The sequence below is a fragment of the Stenotrophomonas sp. T8 genome, from assembly GCF_051853085.1.
GTDB classification, from domain to species: domain Bacteria; phylum Pseudomonadota; class Gammaproteobacteria; order Xanthomonadales; family Xanthomonadaceae; genus Stenotrophomonas; species Stenotrophomonas sepilia.
Genome location: NZ_CP195329.1, coordinates 2,748,383 through 2,761,077, shown reverse-complemented (window position 1 = coordinate 2,761,077; position 12,695 = coordinate 2,748,383). Strand labels below are relative to the sequence as shown.

General features: G+C 65.9%; 12 protein-coding genes. 6 read left to right on the top strand and 6 right to left on the bottom strand.

Features of this window, described 5'->3' with window-relative positions; translation table 11 throughout:
• Nucleotides 1-65: 65 nt before the first annotated feature.
• Nucleotides 66-2,855, bottom strand: coding sequence for a TonB-dependent receptor plug domain-containing protein (locus tag ACSDHM_RS12995; protein ID WP_072168514.1), 2,790 nt, complete (start codon nucleotides 2,853-2,855; stop codon nucleotides 66-68).
• A gap of 214 nt (nucleotides 2,856-3,069) precedes the next feature.
• Here ACSDHM_RS12995 and apbC point away from each other — a divergent pair, with 214 nt between their 5' ends.
• Together apbC and dcd are read left to right on the top strand one after the other, a co-directional pair.
• Nucleotides 3,070-3,924 (top strand): iron-sulfur cluster carrier protein ApbC, encoded by an 855-nt coding sequence (gene apbC, locus ACSDHM_RS12990; protein WP_005418013.1) that lies wholly within the window; start codon nucleotides 3,070-3,072, stop codon nucleotides 3,922-3,924.
• A gap of 78 nt (nucleotides 3,925-4,002) precedes the next feature.
• A complete protein-coding gene (gene dcd / locus ACSDHM_RS12985) occupies nucleotides 4,003-4,575 on the top strand; it encodes a dCTP deaminase (protein WP_005418012.1) in 573 nt (190 codons plus the stop codon).
• Between the two features lie 106 nt (nucleotides 4,576-4,681).
• On the opposite strand, the gene ACSDHM_RS12980 is transcribed toward dcd, so the two are convergent.
• The 3 genes from ACSDHM_RS12980 to ACSDHM_RS12970 are packed head-to-tail and all read right to left on the bottom strand — an operon-like array spanning nucleotide 4,682 to nucleotide 5,955.
• On the bottom strand, nucleotides 4,682-4,849 hold the full coding sequence (locus ACSDHM_RS12980) for a LiaI-LiaF-like domain-containing protein (protein ID WP_005418011.1): 168 nt from the start codon (nucleotides 4,847-4,849) through the stop codon (nucleotides 4,682-4,684).
• A 15-nt stretch (nucleotides 4,850-4,864) separates the two neighbouring features.
• On the bottom strand, nucleotides 4,865-5,287 hold the full coding sequence (locus ACSDHM_RS12975) for an HIT domain-containing protein (protein ID WP_049414742.1): 423 nt from the start codon (nucleotides 5,285-5,287) through the stop codon (nucleotides 4,865-4,867).
• On the bottom strand, nucleotides 5,284-5,955 hold the full coding sequence (locus tag ACSDHM_RS12970; protein ID WP_065179170.1) for a dienelactone hydrolase family protein: 672 nt from the start codon (nucleotides 5,953-5,955) through the stop codon (nucleotides 5,284-5,286). Before ACSDHM_RS12970 ends, ACSDHM_RS12975 begins: the two co-directional genes overlap by 4 nt.
• Before the next feature lie 205 nt (nucleotides 5,956-6,160).
• Here ACSDHM_RS12970 and rimO point away from each other — a divergent pair, with 205 nt between their 5' ends.
• On the top strand, nucleotides 6,161-7,522 hold the full coding sequence (rimO, locus tag ACSDHM_RS12965) for a 30S ribosomal protein S12 methylthiotransferase RimO (protein WP_072168513.1): 1,362 nt from the start codon (nucleotides 6,161-6,163) through the stop codon (nucleotides 7,520-7,522).
• Entirely contained in the window at nucleotides 7,519-8,343 is an 825-nt protein-coding gene (locus tag ACSDHM_RS12960; protein WP_439426317.1) for a DUF3025 domain-containing protein, read from the top strand. Before rimO ends, ACSDHM_RS12960 begins: the two co-directional genes overlap by 4 nt.
• 86 nt (nucleotides 8,344-8,429) lie before the next feature.
• Here the strand turns inward: ACSDHM_RS12960 and greB are convergent, their stop codons facing one another.
• Together greB and ACSDHM_RS12950 are read right to left on the bottom strand one after the other, a co-directional pair.
• Complete coding sequence (greB, locus tag ACSDHM_RS12955) at nucleotides 8,430-8,936, bottom strand: transcription elongation factor GreB (protein WP_005418006.1); 507 nt, start codon at nucleotides 8,934-8,936, stop codon at nucleotides 8,430-8,432.
• A gap of 86 nt (nucleotides 8,937-9,022) precedes the next feature.
• A complete protein-coding gene (locus ACSDHM_RS12950) occupies nucleotides 9,023-10,528 on the bottom strand; it encodes a helicase HerA-like domain-containing protein (RefSeq protein WP_227836930.1) in 1,506 nt (501 codons plus the stop codon).
• Between the two features lie 122 nt (nucleotides 10,529-10,650).
• Here ACSDHM_RS12950 and ACSDHM_RS12945 point away from each other — a divergent pair, with 122 nt between their 5' ends.
• Together ACSDHM_RS12945 and ACSDHM_RS12940 are read left to right on the top strand one after the other, a co-directional pair.
• Nucleotides 10,651-12,261: a transglycosylase SLT domain-containing protein gene (locus tag ACSDHM_RS12945; RefSeq protein ID WP_154351181.1), complete on the top strand. Its 1,611-nt coding sequence runs from the start codon at nucleotides 10,651-10,653 to the stop codon at nucleotides 12,259-12,261.
• A gap of 23 nt (nucleotides 12,262-12,284) precedes the next feature.
• Entirely contained in the window at nucleotides 12,285-12,632 is a 348-nt protein-coding gene (locus ACSDHM_RS12940; protein WP_049414732.1) for a ribonuclease E inhibitor RraB, read from the top strand.
• The last annotated feature ends 63 nt before the right edge of the window (nucleotides 12,633-12,695 follow it).

The window sequence follows — 12,695 nt, the reverse complement described above, 5'->3', positions numbered from 1 at the left end:
GGTGAAAAAAAAGGCCCCGCCGAAGCGGGGCCTGGTCCAGACACGCAGTCCGGAATACGACGGGATCAGAAGTCGTACTTGACCTGGGCCGAGATCTGACGGCCGTAGACGCTGTAGAAGCCGTCGTTGAACGGGGTCGATTCGTTGCCCGGGTAGTTGTAGCGCTGGCCTTCCGGCAGCTTGTTGAACACGTTGTTGACCATCAGCGACAAGGTCAGATCGTCCTGTGCCTGGTAGTTCAGGCTCATGTTGTACGTGGTGTACGAGCCCCACTTGCCGGCCTTGGCGCCGGAGGAGTGGACGTAGTCATAGCTGCGGCCGGTGTAGGCCAGGTAGTTCGGGGTGCTGCCGACGTAGTTGGCGTACACGGTGGTGGTGAACTTGGAGATGGCCCAGCCCACCGACACGTCGCCGCGTACCTTGGCGAAGTTGTCGTAGTACCACATGTTGTACGGATCGCTCAGCAGGTCCAGCTTCTGCGCACCCGGCAGGGCCACCACTTCACGCTTGAGCATGTTGGTGTAGTTGCCGGAGAACATCAGCGAACCGAAGCGGCCCAGGTCCTGCTGGTACTTGGCACCGACGGTCACCGCTTCCAGGTTCTGGCTGGCCACGTTGAGCTTCGGGGTGTACACGCGGGTCAGGTTGCCACCGGCGTCGCGGGTCACCCAGTCGGTCACGTTCTGGCAGCTGGCCGAGGTGTTGTTCGGCAGGCCGTTGTGGCACTGGTACTCGGCCAGCAGCAGCTGGTCGGTGCTCAGGGTCTTGACCTCGTTCTTGATCTTCCAGTTGTAGTAGTCGACCGACAGCGAGAAGTTGCTCACCGGGGCCCACACCACGCCTGCGCTCCACACGTCGGCGGTGATCGGCTTCAGGTCCGGGTTGCCGGACTTTTCGCTGTACACCGAGGTGGTCTTGTAGAACGAGCAGGCTTCGTCACGCAGCGCGTAACCCATCTGGCTGCAGCGGTAGTAGTCGTTCTGGCCGGAGGCGAACGAGCCGCTCATGCCCTGGAAGGCATCGGACAGGGTCGGCGCGCGGAACGCGGTGCCGTACTTGCCGCGCAGCAGCAGGCTTTCCACCGGACGGTATTCCAGGCCGATGCTGTAGGTGGCCTTGTCGACGGTCTTGTCGGCGATCTTGAAGGCGTCATAGCGGCCCGAGGCGCTGATGGTCAGCGACTCGAACACCGGCATGCGCAGTTCGCTGGTCACCGCGTAGTTGCTGCGGTGGCCGGCACCGGCCACGGCGCTGGCGCCCCACGCGTTGCCATCGACGAAGGCCTGGTCGGGCGAGTAGTCCCAACCTTCGCTGCCGCCTTCCAGCACGACGGCCAGGCCGGCGTCGCCGCCCGGCAGGGAGAACAGCGAACCGTTGGTCACCTGCACGCGACCCAAGTTCTGCCAGGTCTTGCTGCGGTGGGTGCCATAGCCGGTGAAGCTGGCGAACTGGTCCGGGGTGATCGGCGAGTAGAAGGCGGTGTAGTTCGGGTTGTAGATGCCGAAGCCATCAGCAGTGGTGCCCAGGCGCGGGCCCAGCACGGTGTCGCCGAAGAAGCCTTCGATCTTGTCCTTCCAGCGCGCGAAGCGGTTCTGGTCCAGACGGTATTCGCCGCGGGTGAAGCTGGCGCTGTAGTCCCAGTCGCCGACCATGCCCTTGCCGCCCAGGGTGACCTGGTAGGAACGGCTCTCATCGGAGTTCAGGATGTTGTTGTAGTGGCCCGGGCCGATTTCTTCCGGCGCGAAGGCGCGCTGCAGGTTCACGACCTTGCCCAGGCCCTGGTCGTAGAAGCCGCCCATCACCGACTTGGTGCCCCACCACAGGGCGCTGGAGCCGGAGGTGAACTCGGTCTTTTCCTTGCTGTACAGCACGTCGGCGAACAGCTGGAAGTTGTCGTTCACGTCGAAGGTCATCGACGAGTAGAACTGGCCGCTGTTCTTGCCGTTCTTCAGGGTCTTGTAGCCGGCGCTGTACACCGAGCCGCACGATTCGCCAGATGCACGCTTGCCGACGGTGGTGGTGCCGTCGTACAGGCCTGCCACGTTGGCGCAGCGGGTCGGGTCCATCATGTACAGCTTGTTGTCGGCGTTGCCGATGACAGCAAAGTCGTTCGACGGCAACTGCGCGGTGTAACCGACCGGGTTGTTCTGCTTGGTGATGTCACGCTGGTAGCCCCAGATCGGGCTGCCGTTTTCGATCTGCACGTTGACCAGGGCGTGGAAGCGGTCGTCGAACGCGTTGAAGCCCTTGGCGGCGCTGAAGCGGATGTTGCTGCCACCACCTTCGGTGTAGGTACCGCCACGGATCGACATCGTGCCGCCGTCCATGCGTTCCTTCAGGATGATGTTGACCACGCCGGCGATCGCGTCCGAGCCGTACAGCGACGACTGGCCGCCCGGCAGGACTTCGATGCGCTCGACGATGTCGATCGGAATGCCGCTGATGTTGTTGAACGACTCGCTGCCGTTGTACAGCGCCGGATACGAGAGCATCGGGCGGCCGTTGATCAGGTACTTGGTGTAGCCCGGATTCAGGCCGAACATGCCGGCGGCTTCGGCGCCCTGGGTGAACGCACCCGAGGTCTGGCCACCCTGCAGGCCGCCGGTGGTCAGCGATGACTGCTGCAGCACTTCAGCAACACTGCTGAAGCCGCGGGTCTGGATGTCTTCGGCGGTGATGGACATCACCGGGGTCTGGGTTTCGACCTGGGTCTGCGGGATCAGCGAACCGGTGACGGTGATCTTGTCCAGGTTGGTCGCCTTGTCCTGGGCCATTGCCGGGGCGGCGGCCATCAGAGCGGAAATCAGGGCGACGGCGAGCGTGTTGCGACGTGCGGTATTGCTGACGTGTTTCATGTAGTTCCAATGGAGAGCAAAAAACAAAAACGGCACTGCGCATGCGCCATCGCGCGGGCCGGAACAACGGGCTCCGCAGCTCAAAACAGTGCTGATCGAACGTAACATGAACTTAACAATCTGTGCACGAATCCGTCGCAATCCTGAATTTCAGTCAGGTTACGTCCAGCTTGTATGATGTCGGGTTATCCCCCTGACTCCGCCGGTGCTCGTTGTGAACAGTTCTCCCCGCCGTCCCCATGCCAGCCAGGTCCAGAAGGGACTTACGCCGCATGCCCGCATCCGCAATGTCATCGCGGTCGGTTCGGGCAAGGGCGGCGTCGGCAAGTCCACCACCTCGGTGAACCTGGCTGTGGCGCTGCAGCAGCTCGGTGCGCGGGTGGGCGTGCTCGACGCCGACATCTACGGCCCCAGCGTGCCGGCCATGCTGGGGCTGTCCGGCCGCCCGGAAAGCCCGGACAACAAGAGCATCGAGCCTCTGCGTGCGTTCGGCGTGGACACCATGTCGATCGGCTACCTGATCGAAGAAGACACCCCGATGATCTGGCGCGGCCCGATGGCCACCTCGGCGATGACCCAGCTGTTCAACGATACCCTGTGGGACGACCTGGATTTCCTGCTGATCGACCTGCCGCCGGGCACGGGTGACATCCAGCTGACCCTGACCCAGAAGATTCCGTTGGCCGGTGCAGTGATCGTCACCACGCCGCAGGACATCGCCACGCTGGATGCGAAGAAGGCGCTGAAGATGTTCGAGAAGGTCGAGGTGCCGGTGCTGGGCATCGTCGAGAACATGGCGGTGCACACGTGCAGCAGCTGCGGGCACATCGAGCACCTGTTCGGCGAGGGCGGCGGCGAGCGCATGGCCGCGCAGTACGGCGTGCCGCTGCTGGGGTCGCTGCCGCTGCAGATCGGCATCCGCGAGCAGGGCGATGCAGGCACGCCGATCACCGTGGCCCAGCCGGATTCGGCACCGGCCCAGGCCTACCGCCATGCCGCGCAGCGCCTGATCGAGGAAGTCGGCAAGCGCCCGCGGGCCTCGATCCCGATCCTGTCCTCGCTGCTGTAAGTGCTGGGGCAGGGGCCGCCGGCGCAGGCCGGCCCCCTGCTAGAATCCTCGCGCCCCCTCGTACCCCCAGGACAAAGCATGAGCATCAAGAGTGACCGTTGGATCCGCCGCATGTCCGAGCAGCACGGCATGATCGAGCCGTTCGAGGCCGGGCAGGTCAAGCAGGCCAACGGCCAGCGCATCGTCAGCTACGGCACGTCCAGCTATGGCTATGACGTGCGCTGCTCGCGCGAGTTCAAGGTGTTCACCAACATCAACTCGACGATCGTCGATCCCAAGCACTTCGATCCGGGCAGCTTCGTGGATATCGTCGGCGATGAGTGCATCATCCCGCCCAACAGCTTCGCGCTGGCGCGTACCGTGGAGTACTTCCGCATTCCGCGCGATACCCTGGTGGTGTGCCTGGGCAAGAGCACCTACGCGCGCTGCGGCATCATCGTCAACGTGACGCCGCTGGAGCCGGAATGGGAAGGCCACGTCACCCTGGAATTCAGCAACACCACGCCGCTGCCGGCGCGCATCTACGCCAACGAAGGCGTGGCGCAGATGCTGTTCTTCCAGGCGGCCGCCGATGACATCTGCGAGACGTCGTACCGCGACCGTGGCGGCAAGTACCAGGGCCAGACCGGCGTGACCCTGCCGCGGACCTGAAGATTGCAGGCGATTTGTAGAGCCGAGCCATGCTCGGCTTCAAGGCAGGGCAGCCGAGCATGGCCCGGCTCCACATGAAGGAAGGCGGCGCAATGCGCCGCCTTTCTTATTTGCCGCGACCGAACAGCATCGCGATGCCGACACCCACCAGGGCCACCGGCCACCAGGTCAGCAGCAGCTTGGACAGGTTCAGGTGCGTCCAGCCGAGATTGCTGGCGAGCATGAACAGGCCGATCAGGATCAGCAGGACGGCGGCAACGAGGTTGAATCGCATCGGGTCGGCGAAGGCTCAGGACAGGGCCGGATATCCTAGCCGTTCCTTCCAGTAGGCGACATGCTGGTCCAGCGCCGCCGGCTCGTAGCGGTGCGCCGGGCCGCTGCCCCAGACCGGGCCCGGCCAGGCCGGATCACCGTCATGGCGGCCGATCACATGGAAGTGCAGCTGGCGCACGATATTGCCCAGCGCCCCGATGTTGATCTTTTCCACCCCGTCGGAGCCCTTCAGGGCCTTGCAGGCGCGGTTGAGCTCGGTGCGCAGCTTGTCCTGCTGCTCGCCGTCCAGCTCGATCCACTCGGTGACCCCGGCCAGGCGCGGTACCAGCACCAGCCAGGGGAATCGTTCGTCGTTCATCAGCCGCACTTGCGACAACGGTCCTTCCGCCACCAGCACGCTATCGGTGGCCAGGCGTGAATCGAGTTCGAATTCGCTCATCCAAGATGCTCCGAGAAGAAGTCCAGGGTGCGTTGCAGCGCCAGGGCGGCGCTGTCTGGATCATACGCATGTCCGACCTCCCGGTTGAAGGCATGATCGGCCGGATAGACGTAGGTGGCCATCTGCGGCAGCTTCTCGCGGTGGGCCTGCACGGCTTCCGGTGGGATGCTGCGGTCCTGGGCGCCGAAGTGGAAGATCACCGGCGCCTTGGGTGTCTCATCAAGGAACTGGACGTTGCGGGCGCCGTAGTAGCTGACCGACGGCAGCCCCAGGCGCACTGCGGACAGCATCGCCACCGTGCCGCCCCAGCAGTAGCCGACGGTGCCCACCTTGCCGTAGGGGGCCAGCCGGGTGGCCGCCGCGCGGACCACTTCCAGCGCCCGCTCCATGCCCAGCGCGCCGACCCGTTCCAGGCCCTGCTTCACGCCGTCGGCGTCGTAGGGCAGCGCGTCCGGATCGGCGTCGGGGCCATCGAGCAGGTCAAAGAACGAGGGCGCCAGCACCGCATAGCCTTCCGCCGCGAAGCGCTCGGCCACGCTGCGGATATGCGGATTGGCGCCGAAGATTTCCTGCACCACCACCAGGCCGCCGCGCGCGGTGCCTTCCGGCAGGGCCTGCCAGGCCCGTACCGGGCCGTGATGCGTATCCAGGGTGATCCACTCGGCCATCGTCATCTTCCTCGTTGCTGGAAACAGAACTGCATTGTCGGTGCTGCGCCGGTTAGCGCGGCGTCAGTGGCTGTGCCGTATCGGTCGGCTGGGCATTCAGAGCGCGGCCGCCAACCCCGGTATACTGGCGCCCTTTCAGGCCCCGGCCCCCAGGAACCCCTGCCATGGCGGCAGGGGCCCAGGCCCCCAGAGTCCCGCGATTTCCATGTCCCAGCTGAACCCCAAAGTCGGCTTCGTCAGCCTTGGCTGCCCGAAGGCCCTCGTCGATTCCGAGCGCATCCTCACCCAGCTCCGCTCGGAAGGCTACGACATCGTCCCGTCCTACGATTCGGCCGACGTGGTGGTGGTCAACACCTGTGGCTTCATCGATTCTGCGGTGACCGAGTCGCTGGACGCGATCGGCGAGGCGATGAACCAGAACGGCAAGGTGATCGTCACCGGTTGCCTGGGCAAGCGCCCGGAGCAGATCCGCGAGGCGTACCCCAACGTGCTGGCGGTGTCCGGCCCGCAGGATTACCAGAGCGTGATGGAAGCGGTGCATGAAGCACTGCCGCCCAAGCACGATCCGTTCGTGGACCTGGTGCCCGACTACGGTATCAAGCTGACCCCGCGGCACTACGCGTACCTGAAGATTTCCGAGGGCTGCAACCACAAATGCAGCTTCTGCATCATTCCGTCGATGCGCGGCAAGCTGGTTTCGCGCCCGGTCGACGAGGTGCTGCGTGAAGCCGAGCGCCTGGTGCGTGGCGGCGTGCGCGAGCTGCTGGTGGTTTCGCAGGACACCTCGGCCTACGGCGTGGACGTGAAGTACGCCGAAAAGATGTGGCGCGACAAGGCCTACCAGACCCGTTTGAAGGCGCTGTGCGAAGGCCTGTCGGAGCTGGATGCGTGGGTGCGCATGCACTACGTCTACCCGTATCCGCACGTGGATGAAGTGGTGCCGCTGATGGCCGAGAACCGCATCCTGCCGTACCTGGATATCCCGTTCCAGCACGCCAGCCCGCGCATCCTGCGCCTGATGAAGCGCCCCGGCGCGGTGGAGAAGACCCTGGAGCGCGTGCAGAACTGGCGCCGTATCGCGCCGGACATCACTGTGCGTTCGACCTTCATCGTCGGCTTCCCGGGCGAGACCGAAGCCGAGTTCGAGGAACTGCTGTCGTTCCTTGACGAAGCGCAGCTGGATCGCGTCGGTGCGTTCGCCTACTCGCCGGTCGCGGGTGCCACCGCCAACGACCTGCCTGACGCCGTGCCGGAAGAGGTGAAGCAGGAACGCCTGGCCCGTTTCATGGAGAAGCAGGCGCAGATTTCCGCCGCGCGCCTGGAGGCCAAGATCGGCACCGTGCAGCAGTGCCTGGTCGACGGCATCGAAGGCGACATCGCCGTGGCCCGCTCCAAGGCCGATGCCCCGGAGATCGACGGTCTGGTGCACATCCAGAATGCCGACCAGGTGCCGCTGCGCGTGGGCGAATTCGTCGACGTGGAGATCACCGAGAGCGACGAGCATGACCTGTACGGTGACGCGCTGGCGGCCGCCCCCCGTCCGGCGTTCGACCTCAAGGTGCTGTGATCGCAGCGACGGCCGCCACCGGCAACGGCGGCGGTTCACGGCGCTTCGTACCGCCGCCACGTGCGGCGGTAGCTGCACGGCGGTTCGAGCACCCGCTGTTTGCCGGGCTTCAGGACTTCCGTGACCTGCTGGACGGCACCGCATGGCCGTCCATCGCGGCGCTCGATGCACGCCTGGCCGTGCCTGGCAAGCGCCTGGTTGAACAGGACGCCGCGCTGCTGGCCGATGGCCTGCACTACGAAGTGCGTATCGCGCAGGGACGCATCGCCACCCGTGCCGGCAACTGGCACGACCTGTTCAATGCGCTGGTGTGGGCCTCACAGCCGCAGCTGAAGCGCGCGCTCAACGTGCGGCAGTGCCTGCATATCGAGGCGATGCCACCCGGCCAGCGCAACCGCGCGCAGGCCGCCTTGACCCAGTTCGACGAAACCGGCGTGATCGTGCGTGTGCGCGATGACTCACTGCTGGCTGCCTGGGACGCACACGACTGGCCCGCGTTGTTTGAGCCGGTGAACTGGCAGAGCGGTGACATCGCCATCACTGTGGTATTCGGGCATGCGCTGATGGAACAGGCACTGCTGCCGGGGCGATTGCTGGTCGGCAAGTGCGTGGTGGTGCAGGGCGATGCCGATGGTGCCTGTGTCGACGTGGTGAGCGCTGCCATTGCCGAGGGCAGGGCGGTGACCGATCCGCTGCAGCTGCGTCCGCTGCCGTTGGCTGGAATCCCAGGCTGGCACGACATGCAGGATTCCGCCTTCTACCGCAATGCCGACTATTTCCGCCCGCTGCGTGCAGGGCGCACGTACCCGCCACCGTTGTAGAGCCGAGCCCATGCTCGGCTGCGTTGCCCATCAGCCGAGCATGGGCTCGGCTCTACAACGGCGGTGAGGTCGGGCATGGCTCGACGCTACACAGGCTCGTACTCCACGCCGATCACTGCAAAGGTGAACTGCCCGCCGGGCAGCTCCACCGAGAACTCATCATCCAGCCGCTTCTTCAGCAGCGCACGCGCCAGGGGGGAATCGATGCTGATCCAGCCCAGGCCCGCATCGGTCTCATCCGGCCCGACAATGCGGTAGCGGCTGGTGTCGCCGCTGTCCACGTTCTCCAGTTCCACCCACGCGCCGAAGAACACTGCCAGCGGATCGGTTGGCGTGGTATCGACCACGCGCAGCGATTCCAGCCGCTTGGTCAGGTAGCGCACGCGGCGGTCGATCTCGCCCAGTTGCTTCTTGCGGTAGGTGTACTCGGCGTTCTCGGAACGGTCGCCTTCTGCGGCAGCGGCGGCGAGCGCTTTCACCACCTCCGGACGGCGCACGCGCCATAGCTCATCCAGTTCGGCCTTCAGTCGCGCATGCCCGGAAGCGGTGATCAGGGCGGTGCTTTTTTCTGCGGGGGGACGCCAACGGGACATGCAATACGACTTCTTTTCTGGATGACGAATGGGGAGCGGGGTCGGAGCCCTCCCTTGCGGGAGGGCTCTGACCCCAGCAGGGGTATCTAGCGCTTGCCGCCGAAGATGCCACCGAGGATGCCACGCACGATCTGGTTGCCCAGCTTGGTGCCGACGGTGCGCGTGGTCTGCTTGGCCATGGTCTCGATCATGCCCTGGCGGCGCTTGGTGCCGAAGATCGCGTCCTTGATGGCCTGGCCGAAACCCCCTTCCTGAGCTTCGTCCTGCTCGCGGCTGCGCGCGGCCGGCGCCTGTGCCTGCTCGATGCTCTTCTGCGCGCGCTGGGCCAGCAGTTCGGCGGCCGATTCGCGGTTGATCGCGGTGTCGTAGCGGCTGCCGACCGGGCTGCCGGCGCGTACCTGTGCACGCTCGGCCTCGGTGATCGGTCCCATCCGGCAGCGCGGCGGCGCGATCAACGTCTGCTGCACGGGCATCGGCACGCCCTTGTCCTGCAGCGTGGATACCAGTGCCTCGCCGGTGCCGAGCTGGCTCAGCACCTTGGCCACGTCCAGCTTGGGATTCGGCACGAACGTCTCGGCCGCGGTTTTCACCGCCTTCTGGTCGCGCGGGGTGAACGCACGCAGTGCGTGCTGAACGCGATTGCCCAGCTGGCCGAGAATGTTGCCCGGCACGTCGTCGGGGAACTGCGAGCAGAAGTAAACGCCCACGCCCTTGGAGCGGATCAGGCGCACCACCTGCTCGATGCGCTGCACCAGCGACGGCGGTGCATCATCGAACAGCAGGTGCGCCTCGTCGAAGATGAAGACCAGCTTCGGCTTGTCCAGGTCGCCCACTTCCGGCAGCTGCTCGAACAGTTCCGAAAGCAGCCACAGCAGGAAGGTGGAATAGAGCTTGGGCTTGAGCACCAGCTGGTCGGCGGCGAGGATGCCGATCATGCCGCGGCCGTCGTGGTTGACCCGCATGATGTCGGCCAGTTCAAGCGCCGGTTCGCCGAAGAAATTCTCGCCACCGTCCTGCGCCAGGCGCAGCACCGAACGCTGGATCGCCGCGATCGACTGCGCACTGACCAGGCCGTACTCGGTGGAAATGTCCTTGCGCTCCTCGGCAACCAGGCCGAGCAGGGCGCGCAGGTCGTCCATGTCCAGCAGCAGCAGGCCGCGGTCGTCGGCCAGCTTGAATACGATGTCGAGTACCCCGGCCTGGGTGTCGTTCAATTCGAGGATGCGCGCCAGCAGGGTCGGGCCCATCTCGCTGACCGTGGTGCGCACCGGGTGGCCCAGCTTGCCGTACAGGTCCCAGAAGATGGTGGGGCTGGCGGCCGGCGCATAGTCGGCCACGCCGATCTCGGCGGCACGCTGGAGCAGGTTCTCGGCGCCGCTGCCGGGCACGGCCAGGCCGGAGACATCGCCCTTCACATCGGCCAGGAACACCGGCACGCCCCGTCGCGAGAAGCCCTCGGCCAGGGTCATCAGGGTCACGGTCTTGCCGGTACCGGTGGCGCCGGCCACCAGACCGTGGCGGTTGCCGAGTTTCGGCAGCAGGGTGACGGCAATATCGTCGGTAATGCCTTTGCCGAGCAGAATCGGATCCATTATCCAGCCCTTGTGATGAATAGCCCAATGTTAACCGCCGGCAGTGACGGTCCGAAGGTCGGCTTGCCCGGACCTTGGCGGCGCCGCTACTCTGCCTGCCTGTTTTGCACACAGTGCCATCAATGCCCGTTCCTGTCCTGATTTCCCGCGGTTGGCCGCTGCTGGCCCTGGCCGGCCTGGTTTCCTTGGCGCCCGACGCCCACGCACAGCGGGTTTCGGCCCGGGACAAGGTGAAGGTGGATGCGCTGCAGCAGCGCATGACCGCCGCCGAAAAGCGCTACGGCGATGCCCTGCTGCTGGTCGCCAATGCCGACCCCAAGGGCAGCAACGAGGCCGATGCCGCGCTGGAGGACATGGAAGATGTCCTCAACGACTGCGTGAAGCAGAAGGGCTGCCAGATGGGGACCCTGCTGGCCAGCTACAAGCGGCTGCTCAAGCACGACGCCGATGCCGCCGCCAGCGATGACGTGGCCGACGAGGGCGGTGACCGCCTGGAAGCCGACCCGGATCACATCGGCCCGCTCACCGCCGACGTGCCCGAGGCCGCACGCGCTGCCGCGCTGCTGAACGACAAGCGGCACGCCTTCGACACGATGGTCGAGTACAACCCGGCGGTGCAGGCCGGCATCCGCCGCTGGCTGACCGACATGCGCCCGGCGCTGCTGACCAGCTACGAGAATTACCAGAACCTGCGCGCGGTGATGTGGCCGGAGTGGGAAAAGCGCGGCCTGCCCGAGGCGCTGCTGTTCGGGATCATGGCCAAGGAATCCAATGGCCGTGTGCATGCTTCCTCGCGCGCCGGCGCCGCCGGCCTGATGCAGTTCATGCCAGCCACTGGCCGCCGTTTCGGCCTGGGCCCGGACGGCACCGGCTTCGATACCCGCTTCGACGCGCGCAGCGCCGCCGAGGCCAGCGCCAGCTACCTCAACGAGCGCCTGCGCGAACTGAACAACAACGTGGAAATGTCGGTGGCCGCCTATAACGGTGGCGAAGGCCGTGCTGCGCGCGTGTTCAAGCAGAGCGGTGGGCAGAGCTTCTGGACCGACAGCGTCTACAACCAGTTCCCGGGCGAGACCAAGGACTACGTGCCGATGGTGATTGCCGCGGCATGGATCTTCCTGCACCCGCAGCAGTACGGCGTGGAGTTCCCGAAGATCAGCGCGCAGCCGGCCACGCTGCGGCTGGCCAAGTCCACCACCATCTATGAACTGACCATCTGCCTGGGCAGCCACGGTACCCGCGATGGCTACATGCGTGCGTTGCGCAACCTCAACCCGCGCTATGAGGCCGATGGCTGGATCCCGGCCGGCACGCTGATCAATGCCACCACCCGCATCGCCGGTCTGTACCAGCGCAACTGCGTCAGTGGCCCGCGTGCCGACCTCGCCCGCACGCTGATCACCGCTGATCTCAACGCGGCGATCAAGCGCCCAGCCGCGTCGAGCTATACCGGCAGCGTGGCGGTGGGCGGCGTGGTGCCGGTGGCCGACGCGGCTGCATCCACCAGCGTGCCGACCGCACCGGTGGCTGCAGTGGCGGCACCGCGCCCGGCGCCGGCCGCCCGGCCGAAGCCGGCGCGCAGCCACAAGGTGGGCCGGGGGGAGACCCTGGGCGCCATCGCCGCCAAGTTCCAGTGCGACCTGCCGACCCTGGCCCGCGCCAACGGCCTGAAGGCGCCGGCCTACAGCCTGCGCCAGGGCCAGACGCTGAAGCTGCAGGGCTGCGACAAGTAATTCCCAAGACCACTGGAATTTGTATGGACCTCGAAGCCACCCGCAACCTGTTCGCCAACCTCCGCGAGAACACCGACTGGGACATCAACGGCCCGTTGCTGTGGGGGTATTTCTTCGTCCACGCCAGTGCCGAGCCGCTGCAGGCGCTGGCCCAGCACCTGCAGGCACAGGGCTACACCTTCGTGGAACTCTTCGAGCAGGAACCGGAAGAGGGCGACGCGCCGTTCCACGTGCTGCACGTGGAGCGCGTGGAAATCCACGACGAAGCCTCGCTGGACCGCCGCAACCAGGAATTCGCGGCGCTGGCCGCGGAGCACGGCGTGGAAGACTACGACGGCATGGACGTCGGACCGGCCCCGGTCCTGCAGTAACGCGCGACCGGTAGTGCCGGCCGCTGGCCGGCATTCCGTTGTGGAAAAAGGGGACGGAGGGGA

What these genes read in the sequence shown, in the direction of transcription:
- ACSDHM_RS12995 (WP_072168514.1), bottom strand. Translation starts at nt 2,855, where the DNA reads ATGAAACACGTCAGCAATACCGCACGTCGCAACACGCTCGCCGTCGCC.
- ACSDHM_RS12940 (WP_049414732.1), top strand. Translation starts at nt 12,285, where the DNA reads ATGGACCTCGAAGCCACCCGCAACCTGTTCGCCAACCTCCGCGAGAAC.
- rimO (WP_072168513.1), top strand. Translation starts at nt 6,161, where the DNA reads ATGTCCCAGCTGAACCCCAAAGTCGGCTTCGTCAGCCTTGGCTGCCCG.
- ACSDHM_RS12970 (WP_065179170.1), bottom strand. Translation starts at nt 5,955, where the DNA reads ATGGCCGAGTGGATCACCCTGGATACGCATCACGGCCCGGTACGGGCC.
- ACSDHM_RS12980 (WP_005418011.1), bottom strand. Translation starts at nt 4,849, where the DNA reads ATGCGATTCAACCTCGTTGCCGCCGTCCTGCTGATCCTGATCGGCCTG.
- dcd (WP_005418012.1), top strand. Translation starts at nt 4,003, where the DNA reads ATGAGCATCAAGAGTGACCGTTGGATCCGCCGCATGTCCGAGCAGCAC.
- greB (WP_005418006.1), bottom strand. Translation starts at nt 8,936, where the DNA reads ATGTCCCGTTGGCGTCCCCCCGCAGAAAAAAGCACCGCCCTGATCACC.
- ACSDHM_RS12950 (WP_227836930.1), bottom strand. Translation starts at nt 10,528, where the DNA reads ATGGATCCGATTCTGCTCGGCAAAGGCATTACCGACGATATTGCCGTC.
- ACSDHM_RS12945 (WP_154351181.1), top strand. Translation starts at nt 10,651, where the DNA reads ATGCCCGTTCCTGTCCTGATTTCCCGCGGTTGGCCGCTGCTGGCCCTG.
- ACSDHM_RS12975 (WP_049414742.1), bottom strand. Translation starts at nt 5,287, where the DNA reads ATGAGCGAATTCGAACTCGATTCACGCCTGGCCACCGATAGCGTGCTG.